We start from the raw sequence: 11,710 nt of genomic DNA on the forward strand, positions 1-11,710 counted from the left end.
TTCTCCCGAAAATCCCTTTTATTTTGCTTCTTTAATATAGCCCCAACCGTCTTTTTGCTTCATCACGATCTCATAAATCCCATCGGGCACCGAGCCTACGCCGGGAATAAGATCTCCTATGGTCATTTTATGTCTTTTCATGGTTTGCTCACAGATTACGACATCCACATTATCTTTATTTACTACTGCCGACAACATTTCGCCTGCCACGGATGCTTTTTTATCTACCATTTTATAAGCCCCGCTGTAAATTACCATTTCAAATTGTGATTGCGGATAGGCTTCGGCCATCAACTGCAAATGTTTTGCGGCCATACGATGCACATCCGGATCGCTACTGGTTACATCAAATACCAATTTGATGGGCTCTGTTTGTCCGAGCACTGTGCCCGACATCAATAGTGTTAAAATTAGCAGTAGTTTCTTCATCTTGATCAAATTGTGTTCCCTGCAAAAATATAACCACAACCTTCTTCCTGTGCCCTGCCCAAGGCCCACACGCCGGAAGGAACAATCTGAATATCAGGCAATACAGCTGCTTTCCATTCCTCGTACACTTCCGATGCATCTTTGCCCATTTGTTGTGCCGCGGCTCCGCTATAGACCTTTATGGCCAAATTACAGACACAGAACATGGCCCCGCGACCGATCATATCCTTAATACCCTGGATAACAGGCATGGGGAAATCTCCCTCCTGCGGTTCATAGTACGGGTTGCGATCATATACTGTGCCGTCCCCTTTTTTTACATGGAACATAGTGCCCAAGGGGTATTTTTTCCATAGGTCGGTGTGAAAAGCAAACGGAATAGCGTCGTGCCGTAGTACCGTCATGGCCGTTATTTCATTATCCATGGAACCCATCTCGTTGTTGGACAAATAATAGGCCCAGTTCCAAATTATGGGAAATCCGTGATGTGGATATGAACCATCGTATACCACTCTGTGTTTTCCTTTTATTGTTTTCATCCATGCCTCCGCATCGTTCATTTCCGACTCGGTATAATCGGCCATCCCCGCTAAAACGGGATTGGTAAAGGCCATTAATGTGGATGCAGAGGCACCCAGCATCATAGCTCCCATAAAATTTCGTCTTGATGTTGTTCTTGTTGTTTTCATTGCTTGTAGTGTTTACTTGGTTTTACGAAGTTGATGTTCCTTAAGGTAGTAATCCATGATAGGCTGGAACGGGCCTAACTGGTGCTGCTCGGGAGAGAAGGGATCCACATAAGGACCATAGGGAGTAGATACGGGTTTTTTGACAAGATCTGGAAAGTCTGCCTCTCTATTGGGCTTGGTAGGTCTTACTTTTTGATTGATGTACCCTGCCACATCGTAGGCTTGCTCATCGGTAAGAACAGGTTTGTCGTATGTAGTGCCAAATGGCATATTACCTTTTATAAATTGGGCCGCGGTGATTACGCGGGTCATGCCCGCACCATTGTTATAGGAATCACTGCCCCACAATGGAGGGTACAGATATTGGTCGTTTTCGGCCAATAATTGCCCCTGTCCGTCCAGACCATGACAGATAACGCAATGTTCTTTGTAAACGGATTCGCCATGAGCAAGATCTACTGCTCTATTAGGGATTTGAATCTTCAAGAAGCCCTGTCCCTCAATCTTGCCGTTCGGGGGAGTTGCTCGGCCCAACCAATCCAAATAAGCTATAAGGGCTTGCATTTCTTGTGATGCTACAGGCAATATTCTACCATTCATGCTCCGCTCCATACATCCATTGATCCTTTCTTCAATGGTTCCCATTTTGTTTTCTCGACCTCTAAATTGGGGGAAACGTTTTACCACACCGATCAATGGTGCTGCGAAGGGTTTGGTTCCTCCGCTTATATGGCAACTGGCGCAGGCCAAGTTATTGCCTGCATATATTTTGACTGAATCTTTTTGTTTGGGTCCTACATGCAATGTTGTATTTCTAAAAATCTCGAATCCAAGTTTGATTTTTTCATTTTTTATAGTGGATGACAGATTGTACACATTGTAATCCATACGGTATACATCATCGGGAACTGGGGCCAGGTTACCACTAGTACTTCCAATACCAAACTGAAACAATAACAATGTAATGGCCAATATCAAAATAAGGCCTACCCCAATACCTACTTGGACCATTAACTTACGTATTTGACCGGAAAGCTCCGGAATCTTATCAGAATTGGATATTGGCGAATATTTAGGATGGTTTCCCGTCATCTACATAGAAAAATGCACGTTGATCTTAATAAAATGTGGTGTACTTTGGGAATACAACCTTATGTACTTTTAATTGGCATGAGGGAAAAGTAGGGAATTTCTTTGGTTTAAATAACCTAATAGAACCTTGTAAATGAATACAATAAACAAGATACAAAAAGATTTTTAACGTAACGGTAAAAGTTAATAGGATTGTTACAACCATCGGCTTTAAAACAATCCCGCCTGTGTACCTCCCTTTACTCTGCCCAAGTGTTTGTAAGCAAGTTCTGTAACCTCCCTACCTCTTGGTGTTCGCATAATAAACCCTTGTTGTATTAAAAATGGTTCGTATACTTCTTCCAAGGTTTCTGCACTTTCGGATACAGCGGTTGCCAAGGTAGTTATTCCCACTGGACCTCCTTTAAACTTATCGATGATGGTGCTCAAAATTTTATTGTCCATTTCATCTAGGCCATGTGCATCCACATTAAGTGCTTTGAGTCCAAATTGTGAAATCTCGAGATCTATGTTGCCATTCCCTTTGATCTGGGCAAAATCCCGGACCCTTCTTAAAAGTGCGTTGCAAATTCTCGGTGTCCCCCTGCTTCGTCCCGCAATTTCTATGGCTGCATCGTTGGTGATGGGGACCTTTAGTATCTCGGCACTGCGCTCAACTATAGTGGACAATAGTTCGGTGTTGTAATATTCCAGCCTACTCTGTATTCCGAATCGGGCTCTCATGGGGGCAGTCAACAATCCGGACCGCGTAGTTGCCCCTATCAATGTAAAAGGGCTTAAGTTTATTTGAACGGTACGTGCATTTGGCCCCGTCTCGATCATAATATCGATTTTATAATCCTCCATTGCGGAGTACAAATATTCCTCTACAATGGGGCTCAATCTGTGGATTTCATCTATAAACAGTACATCACGCTCATCCAAATTGGTCAAAAGGCCTGCCAAATCCCCGGGTTTATCCAAAACAGGCCCGGATGTAACCTTAATATTTACACCAAGTTCATTGGCCAATATGTGGGCCAAGGTTGTTTTACCCAAGCCGGGGGGACCATGAAAAAGAGTATGATCCAAAGCTTCACCCCTTAAATTGGCCGCTTGCACAAAAACCTTTAGGTTTTCGAGCACTTGAGCCTGTCCTGTAAAATCATCGAAGCTAATTGGCCGGAGAGCTCTTTCTATATCGAACTCTTCTGGTGATAGGTTTTCGGCGGTAGGATCTAAATTTTCGTTCATCGTTCAACAAATATAATTGAAAAGCTCTGCTATGCACAACTTGATGACCTTTCAATTAACGGTGATTTTTAAAGCTATTCCTTTTTTATGAGTTGTACTGTGTCCAAAAACTCATCTATTGCTATCTTGGGCGTTCCGTAGAGGTAAATTCTAGCATCTTGTGTTGCTTTTATAGCAATATCCCTAAATGCATAGACCCTTGCATTGGAGTTTCCGCTAATTATAAGTTGATAAGACCCTACTTCCATGGTCTCGCCCTTATATTTTGCATAATCCAATATATTGGCTTGCAACCTATCGGATGTACCTTCGATGGTCAAAGATGAATTACCTTCCAAATCCAATGCTCCAGAATCCATCTGCGCATATACATAGGCATCTGAACGGGCCCCTAAATTTACATTGAGGGAATCCACTTCCACATTAAATGTTCCGCTGCTGGTATCTTCCAAATTTATATCCATTACCGCTGCATTGGCCCGAATATCCAATTTGGTGTTGTTAAATCCATCAACAAACAATTGCTCGGCATCTATTACTTCGTTGGAAACCACGCTGCCGTTCTTTACTGTTATTGCCTGTAAATCTGTATAATTGATTGTAATTTCCAGTTGTTTCTTTGCCGTAATATTATAGTAAGAACTAATTACCAAAGTGCCTTCTTGCACTTCAAACTTGAGTATATCGATCAAGTTATCATCGGCGATCAAGTGATACCCTGGCCCTAGTGCTTTGTTCAATCGAATATCCAGATCATCGTTGAGCACAATGGCGTTAAAGGGAGGCAATTCTTCGCTCAGCTCGGAGACAATTCTGCTCCCCTTTATTTTAGGCTTTCGTTGTGCATTGGATAATATTGGGAAGGTGATCAATAGTAAGATTACAATATTTTTCATGATGGTTTGCATTTTGATAAGGGGATCTTCCTTTAAAGATATACAATTCAGTATAAAATCTAATCCAATAAAAAAGCCCATCCTTATGGGACGGGCTCAGTTTGTACAATAATATATTCTTGATCTTAATGATTGAGTTCTTCCTCGTTCTCTTGCAATGGAACGTTCTGTGGCACAAAATCTTGTCCCGCAATAATATACTCACCATTTTCGTATGTCTTACTGTAATCGTAAGCCCAACGGTACACATGTGGGATTTCCCCAGGCCAGTTTCCGTGGATGTGCTCGCGTGGGGTAGTCCATTCCAATGTATTTGATCCCCATGGGTTAACCGGTCCTTTTTTACCGTAGAAAATACTGGATATAAAGTTGTACACAAAAATCAATTGGGCAAGGCCAGCAATCAGTGCAAATACGGTCATTAATACTTGGACGTTGGTCAACTCATCGAACATTGGGAACGCCGTGTTTTCGTAATAACGTCTTGGTACTCCGGCCATACCTACAAAGTGCATCGGGAAGAAAACCCCATAAGCACAAACTGCAGTAATCCAGAAGTGGACGTAGCCCAAGTTTTTGTTCATCATACGGCCTTGGAACATTTTCGGGAACCAGTGATAAATTCCTGCGAACATTCCATACAATGCGGAGATACCCATAACCAAGTGGAAGTGTGCCACTACAAAGTATGTATCGTGAACATTGATATCCAATGTACTATCTCCCAATATTATTCCTGTTAGACCTCCCGTGATAAATGTTGACACCAACCCAATGGAAAACAACATTGCAGGGTTCAACTGCAGATTTCCCTTCCATAATGTGGTGATATAGTTAAAGGCCTTAACCGCCGATGGTATGGCGATCAATAATGTGGTAAATGTAAATACGGACCCTAAGAATGGATTCATACCGGACACGAACATGTGGTGTCCCCAAACTATTGTGGACAAGAATGCAATTGCCAAAATCGATGCAACCATTGCTCTATATCCAAAAATAGGTTTTCTTGCGTTTGTAGACATTACTTCGGATGTAATACCCAATGCTGGCAACAATACGATGTAAACCTCAGGGTGTCCCAAGAACCAGAACAAATGTTCGTACAGTACTGGAGATCCTCCTTGGTAATGCAATACTTCTCCCTGAATAAAGATATCGGACAAGAAGAATGATGTTCCAAAACTCCTATCCATGATCAATAACAAAGCGGCAGAAAGCAATACCGGGAATGATACCACACCGATTATCGCAGTTACAAAGAAAGCCCACACTGTTAATGGCAAACGTGTCATGGACATCCCTTTTGTTCTAAGGTTGATTACCGTTACGATATAGTTCAAAGATCCCAAAAGTGAGGATGCGATGAATATTGCCATGGAAACCAACCAAAGTGTCATACCCATACCAGAACCCGGCTGTGCCATGGGCAGTGCGCTCAATGGAGGATAAATGGTCCAACCTGCAGCGGCCGGTCCAGCTTCCACAAACAAAGAAATAATCATAATTACGGACGAAACAAAGAACATCCAGTAAGAAAGCATGTTCATAAATCCGGAAGCCATATCCCTTGCTCCGATTTGTAATGGAATAAGTAAGTTACTGAACGTACCACTAAGACCCTGTGTGAGTACAAAGAACACCATTAGGGTACCGTGTATAGTAACCAATGCCAAATAAATATCGGCATCCATTACACCGTCCGGAGCCCATTTCCCCAAAACAGCTTCAAATATTCCGAAAGATTCACCCGGCCAGGCCAATTGCATTCTAAACAACAATGACATGGCTATACCAATGAATCCCATAATTAGACCAGTGATGAGATACTGTTTGGATATCATCTTATGGTCCTGACTGAAAATGTATTTTGTAATGAAAGTTTCCTTATGGTGATGTCCATGATCATCGTGGTGATCATCGTGACTTACATGGGCTACTTCAGACATATTCCAATTAATTTTTTTTGTTATTTTTTGTTGCTTGTTACTCTACCGAAGTTGTTTCTTCCAAAGCTACTTCTTCGCCGTCTTCGGTGTTGAATGCTTGCTCTCCGCTCTCGTCCACCATAACAGTTTCTTTGAACGTTTTTTGCTCGGCAAGCCACTTATTGTACTCTTCCTCGGTCTCCACTATAATCTTCATCTGCATGTTATAATGGGATTTTCCGCATATTTTGTTGCACAATAGAACATAATCGAACTCCCATGGGTCCGAATTAGGCTTACCTTCTGCAGCCCATTCTGCCCTAAGGGCATTGGTTCGCTTTACTTTGTCCGCAACATCCGGGTTTAAGCGCATTTCTTCGGTTGTAACCGTAGGTGTGAAGGAGAATTGTGTGATCATACCGGGCACACAGTTCATCTGAGCTCTAAAGTGCGGCATATATGCTGAGTGCAATACATCTTGAGACCTCATTTTAATGTTTACTTTGCGTCCAACGGGCAAGTGCAATTCCTTTACAATAATATCGTCCTCTGCATTGGGGTCGGATTCGTCCAAACCTAAAACATTTGCTTTACCTATATCGATCAAGCGTACGTTTGCATCACCCAGTACGTTATCCTCTCCGGCATAACGGGCTGTCCAGTTAAACTGCTGGGCGTATAGTTCAACGATCAACGGATCATCGTCCTCGTTAATATCCATGATATTGGTCCAAGTGTAAAGACCCCACAGAATCAAACCTGCCAACACGATTACCGGGATAATGGTCCAGATAAACTCCAGTCTATCGTTATCGGCAAAAAAGAGTGCTTTTCTGCCCTTTTGCCCTCTGTACTTGTATCCGAAGTAATGCAACAAAGCTTGTGTAATGGTCTGTACAAAGAAAATTATGGCCATTGAGACCCACATCAATTGGTCGTACTCACCACCGTGCTCTGATGCCGCTTCGGGCAATAACATTTTAGAATATTTGGCAAAACTGAAAATGGTGATTCCATAGATAAAGATCAAAAAAGCAAACAATAGGTATCCATTGTTCTTGTTATCGGAATCGTTGGCTATTTCAGCGTTTTCTGTTTTAGTTTGCGATAATTCAAAAATCTTGGTCATCTGCCAAATGGCAATCGCAACCAATACTAAAACAGTCAATGTTAATAATGCAGTCATCGTATATCTATCTAAGACTTAAATCGTATTAATAATGAAAATGTCTACTCTCTTCAATAAATGGGTTTCGTTTGGGTTGTAATGGCGCTTTGGTCAACGCTGTGAATACCCAGTAAACGAACAAACCTCCAAAGAACAAAATACCTCCTATTTCCGGAAGACCAATATACCATTGATCCCCTACCGTTGCAGGCATTACCATATTAAAAATATCCAAATAGTGCCCAAACAGCACCACTATTCCCGTCATGATAACAAACCAGTTTACCCTTTTATAGTCGCTGTTCATAAGAACCAATAATGGGAACACAAAGTTAAGAACCAACATTCCAAAGAAAGGCAGTTTATAGTCCTGGAAACGGGCTATATAGTAAGTTACCTCTTCTGGTATATCCGCGTACCAAATAAGCATAAACTGAGAGAACCATAAGTACGTCCAGAATATACTGATACCGAACATAAACTTGGCCAAATCGTGGATATGACTATCATTTACTTGCTCTAGATACCCTTTTGATTTTAAGTATACGGTAACCATGGCAATAACAGTGATCCCGGATACGAACATACTTGCAAAAACATACCATCCAAATAGGGTGCTGAACCAGTGTGGGTCCAAGCTCATGATCCAATCCCAAGACATCATGGACTCAGAAATTAAATAGAATACCAAGAAAGCGGCAGACCATCTAAAATTCTTTACAAAGTTGCTGTTATCGTCCGACTCATCTTGCGCCAAGGACAATTTTCTGGAATACTGACGGTAAAAAATCCATCCACCCAAGAATATAGCTGCTCTTATCAAGAAGAAAGTTGGGTTCAAATACCCCGCCTTGCCCTGTAATAGTTTATCGTGTGCCACTGTGTCCGCATCCATCCATACGAACATGTGGTTCATGTGCAATACCGATAGCAATAATATTACAAATACAATGATACCTCCGGGTACAAGATATGCCGTAATACCCTCCATCACCCTAAAGAGCAATGGGGACCATCCTGCTTGTGCAGCACGTTGTATGGCGTAAAAGGCCAATACTCCCAAAGAAATCATAAAGAAAAAGAATGCTGCTACGTAAAGTGCGGACCATGGACGGTTTTGCAACTGGTGCAACAAATGCTCATCGTGAGAAGCATCGTGTGTTTCTCCATGTGCAGCTTCGGCTCCGTGACCTTCTGCTACGCCATGGGCATCGGCTGCTTCTGCATGCCCTCCTCCATGACCATCGTCATGCACTGCTACCATGGCCTTGGCTTCCTCCACCGTTGATGGGGCAGATACAAAACCAATTACTAGGAAAATAAATCCAAGCCCCATGGCTATGAAAGATCCAAGTCTAAGTTTGTTTGAAAAGGTATACATAGTTTCTTCTTATCCTATTATTTTGTTAGGTCTTCCTTTAATTTCATCACATATTCGGACACTTGCCACATTTCTTCTTCATTGGCGAACTGTGAGGCGTAAGAACCCATTGAGTTCAACCCGTAATAAATGGTATGATACGTAGTTCCGACAGTAATGTTTCTAGCTGCATCGGCATAGCTGGGAACACCCAATATTTTTTCTCTTTTTACAAGGTTTCCTTGACCATCTCCTTTAGCTCCGTGACATATGGCACAATAAATATCGTACAGCTCCTTGCCTCTTGCTAAATTCTTTTCACTATTAAGCGAATCCAATGGACTTGGGTTCAACCTTGCCATCTCTTTACCTTCCGGAGTGTTTTCTATTTCGTAGGGCATGTAACCTCTATTAATGGTCCCCACTACGGGCAACATGGCCTCTGTTCCATCAGGAAACAATCCATTATCAACACCTTGATAAGTTTCGTACCCTACGGTTTCGTACATGTTTGGCATGAATTGGTAGTTTGGACTGTTCTTATCTGCACAAGAGGCTGCAAACAGTACCAAGGCCAAAGCAAGACTTATTTTACCTAATTGCTTCATATTATTAAGACTCCTTTTCTGTAACTTTTACTTCTACCGCTCCTGTTTCCCATAACAGCTCGGCAAGTTCATTCTCGTTATCGTGAACACCTAGCTCCATCAAAAAATGGTCATCAGTGGTTCTTTTATCTGGGTTCTCCGCCTTTTTAAAAGGCCACATCCTACTTCTAAGATAAAATGTGATCACCATTAAGTGGGCTGCAAAGAAAACGGTAAGCTCGAACATGATCGGTACAAAGGCCGGCATGTTTTCCAGGTAGCTAAAACTTGGCTTACCTCCAATATCCTGTGGCCAATCCTCGATCATAATAAAGTTCATCATAACCACGGCCACGGTCAATCCCAAACATCCATACAGGAATGAAGTGATAGCGATTCTTGTATCGGCCAATCCCATTGCTTTGTCTAGACCGTGAACAGGAAACGGGGTGTACACCTCCTCTATATGATGGTGTTCTGCCCTAACCTTTTTTACGGCATGCATCAACACATCGTCATCGGTGTAAAGTGCTTGTATAACTTTTGATGCCATAATTATTTTTTATCGTTTAACAACTTCGCTTGACCCGCCCAATCGTCACGCTGCGCACGACCTGGGAACCTTCCGGTAATAGAGTCCAACAGATTATACTCCTTTTCGGTCATTCTGGCGACCTGTGCATAGGTGTAAATACCTATTTCGTTCAAGGTACGCTCCATTTCCGGACCTACTCCCTTGATAACTTTCAAATCGTCCGGTGTTTCCGTAGCGGCATCGAATGTACCTATGCTGCTCAGCAATTCGGTTACACCTACCTTATCACCTGCTGTAGGCTTTACTTCGCCCATCAACACATCATCCGTTATGGGCTCTTCATAACCCACTACTTTATTTACACCTTGTGGCATTTGATAAAGAGGTTGACCAGCATCCCTTAATTTTTTATACTTCTCTCCAGATGATTTCAAAATTGATTTTACCTCGGCTTGCGCTATTACAGGGAATGTTCTTGAATACAAGAGGAACAGGACAAAGAAGAATCCGATGGTTCCAATAAAAATTCCAATATCCACAAATGTTGGGGAGAACATGGTCCATGAGGATGGCAAATAATCCCTGTGCAACGATGTAACGATGATCACAAAACGCTCGAACCACATTCCAATGTTTACCACAATGGAAATGAAGAAAGAGAACATAATACTAGTACGCAACTTTTTGAACCACATAAACTGAGGCGAGAACACATTACAGGTCATCATGGCCCAGTAAGCCCATGCATAAGGTCCTGTAGCCCTGTTCAAGAAAGCATACTGCTCGTACTCCACTCCGGAATACCAAGCAATGAACAACTCAGTTATGTAGGCGCATCCTACAATGGAACCTGTAATCATAATTACAATGTTCATCAATTCGATATGCTGTACGGTAATATAAGCCTCAAGATTACACACTTTACGCATAATGATCAGTAGCGTGTTCACCATGGCAAATCCAGAGAAAATTGCTCCCGCAACAAAGTAAGGAGGGAAAATGGTAGTGTGCCATCCTGGAATTACCGATGTGGCAAAGTCAAAGGATACAATGGTGTGTACAGAAAGTACCAAAGGTGTTGCCAAACCGGCCAATACCAAGGAAACTTCCTCAAAACGCTGCCAATCCTTGGCTCTACCTGTCCAACCAAAGCTCAACAAGCTATATATTTTCTTTTGGAATGGTTTTACCGCTCTATCGCGAATCATCGCGAAATCGGGCAGTAATCCTGTCCACCAGAATACCAACGATACAGAAAGATAAGTCGAAATCGCAAATACGTCCCAAAGTAATGGTGAGTTAAAGTTTACCCAAAGGGAACCAAACTGGTTAGGAATGGGAAGTACCCAATATGCCAACCAAGGACGGCCCATGTGAATAATCGGGAACAATCCCGCCTGCACAACCGAGAAAATGGTCATGGCTTCCGCTGAACGGTTAATTGCCATTCTCCATTTTTGTCGGAAAAGCAAAAGTACTGCTGAAATCAGTGTACCTGCGTGACCAATACCTACCCACCATACAAAGTTGGTAATATCCCAGGCCCAGTTTACGGTTCGGTTAAGACCCCAAACCCCAATACCTGTTGAAATGGTGTAAATGATACATCCTAGACCCCAAAGGAATGCCACTAATGCGATAGAAAAAACAATCCACCATTGTTTGTTGGCCTTTCCCTCAACCGGACGGGCAATATCCACGGTTACATCGTGGTAACCTTTGTCTCCGACTACTAAGGGCTTTCGAATAGGTGCTTCGTAATGCGACGCCATAATTTATCTTCTAGTTACTTC

The 11,710-nt window shown here is 42.4% G+C and carries 11 protein-coding genes; all 11 read right to left on the reverse strand.

The features are described from left to right. Window positions 1-18: 18 nt before the first annotated feature. Window positions 19-429, reverse strand: coding sequence for a DsrE family protein (locus ACXAFK_RS14540; protein ID WP_474958239.1), 411 nt, complete (start codon window positions 427-429; stop codon window positions 19-21). A 5-nt stretch (window positions 430-434) separates the two neighbouring features. Further along, on the reverse strand, window positions 435-1,118 hold the full coding sequence (locus ACXAFK_RS14545) for a Tat (twin-arginine translocation) pathway signal sequence containing protein (protein WP_474958240.1): 684 nt from the start codon (window positions 1,116-1,118) through the stop codon (window positions 435-437). 12 nt (window positions 1,119-1,130) lie between these two features. Further along, window positions 1,131-2,210 (reverse strand): c-type cytochrome, encoded by a 1,080-nt coding sequence (locus ACXAFK_RS14550; protein ID WP_474958241.1) that lies wholly within the window; start codon window positions 2,208-2,210, stop codon window positions 1,131-1,133. 210 nt (window positions 2,211-2,420) lie between these two features. Next, window positions 2,421-3,443: a Holliday junction branch migration DNA helicase RuvB gene (gene ruvB, locus ACXAFK_RS14555; RefSeq protein WP_293296657.1), complete on the reverse strand. Its 1,023-nt coding sequence runs from the start codon at window positions 3,441-3,443 to the stop codon at window positions 2,421-2,423. A 74-nt stretch (window positions 3,444-3,517) separates the two neighbouring features. After that, window positions 3,518-4,339: a GIN domain-containing protein gene (locus ACXAFK_RS14560; RefSeq protein WP_474958242.1), complete on the reverse strand. Its 822-nt coding sequence runs from the start codon at window positions 4,337-4,339 to the stop codon at window positions 3,518-3,520. A 125-nt stretch (window positions 4,340-4,464) separates the two neighbouring features. Next, window positions 4,465-6,288: a cytochrome c oxidase subunit I gene (locus ACXAFK_RS14565; protein WP_224835454.1), complete on the reverse strand. Its 1,824-nt coding sequence runs from the start codon at window positions 6,286-6,288 to the stop codon at window positions 4,465-4,467. Between the two features lie 37 nt (window positions 6,289-6,325). Further along, window positions 6,326-7,453: a cytochrome c oxidase subunit II gene (locus ACXAFK_RS14570; RefSeq protein WP_224835455.1), complete on the reverse strand. Its 1,128-nt coding sequence runs from the start codon at window positions 7,451-7,453 to the stop codon at window positions 6,326-6,328. Between the two features lie 28 nt (window positions 7,454-7,481). Further along, complete coding sequence (locus ACXAFK_RS14575; protein ID WP_224835456.1) at window positions 7,482-8,816, reverse strand: quinol:cytochrome C oxidoreductase; 1,335 nt, start codon at window positions 8,814-8,816, stop codon at window positions 7,482-7,484. A gap of 17 nt (window positions 8,817-8,833) precedes the next feature. Then, a complete protein-coding gene (locus ACXAFK_RS14580; RefSeq protein WP_474958243.1) occupies window positions 8,834-9,403 on the reverse strand; it encodes a c-type cytochrome in 570 nt (189 codons plus the stop codon). 4 nt (window positions 9,404-9,407) lie between these two features. Beyond that, the gene (locus tag ACXAFK_RS14585) at window positions 9,408-9,935 is read right to left on the reverse strand and encodes a DUF3341 domain-containing protein (RefSeq protein WP_224835458.1); all 528 of its coding nucleotides are present in this window, start codon (window positions 9,933-9,935) and stop codon (window positions 9,408-9,410) included. A 2-nt stretch (window positions 9,936-9,937) separates the two neighbouring features. Further along, entirely contained in the window at window positions 9,938-11,689 is a 1,752-nt protein-coding gene (gene nrfD / locus ACXAFK_RS14590) for an NrfD/PsrC family molybdoenzyme membrane anchor subunit (protein ID WP_293296663.1), read from the reverse strand. Window positions 11,690-11,710: the final 21 nt, after the last annotated feature.

The organism is Flagellimonas sp. ABD4_174 (assembly GCF_056160185.1).

Bases quoted from the DNA above. Each gene is read 5' to 3' on its own strand.
- ACXAFK_RS14565 (WP_224835454.1), bottom strand. From the start codon at position 6,288: ATGTCTGAAGTAGCCCATGTAAGTCACGATGATCACCACGATGATCAT.
- ACXAFK_RS14570 (WP_224835455.1), bottom strand. From the start codon at position 7,453: ATGACTGCATTATTAACATTGACTGTTTTAGTATTGGTTGCGATTGCC.
- ACXAFK_RS14585 (WP_224835458.1), bottom strand. From the start codon at position 9,935: ATGGCATCAAAAGTTATACAAGCACTTTACACCGATGACGATGTGTTG.
- ACXAFK_RS14580 (WP_474958243.1), bottom strand. From the start codon at position 9,403: ATGAAGCAATTAGGTAAAATAAGTCTTGCTTTGGCCTTGGTACTGTTT.
- ACXAFK_RS14545 (WP_474958240.1), bottom strand. From the start codon at position 1,118: ATGAAAACAACAAGAACAACATCAAGACGAAATTTTATGGGAGCTATG.
- nrfD (WP_293296663.1), bottom strand. From the start codon at position 11,689: ATGGCGTCGCATTACGAAGCACCTATTCGAAAGCCCTTAGTAGTCGGA.
- ACXAFK_RS14560 (WP_474958242.1), bottom strand. From the start codon at position 4,339: ATGAAAAATATTGTAATCTTACTATTGATCACCTTCCCAATATTATCC.
- ACXAFK_RS14550 (WP_474958241.1), bottom strand. From the start codon at position 2,210: ATGACGGGAAACCATCCTAAATATTCGCCAATATCCAATTCTGATAAG.
- ruvB (WP_293296657.1), bottom strand. From the start codon at position 3,443: ATGAACGAAAATTTAGATCCTACCGCCGAAAACCTATCACCAGAAGAG.
- ACXAFK_RS14540 (WP_474958239.1), bottom strand. From the start codon at position 429: ATGAAGAAACTACTGCTAATTTTAACACTATTGATGTCGGGCACAGTG.
- ACXAFK_RS14575 (WP_224835456.1), bottom strand. From the start codon at position 8,816: ATGTATACCTTTTCAAACAAACTTAGACTTGGATCTTTCATAGCCATG.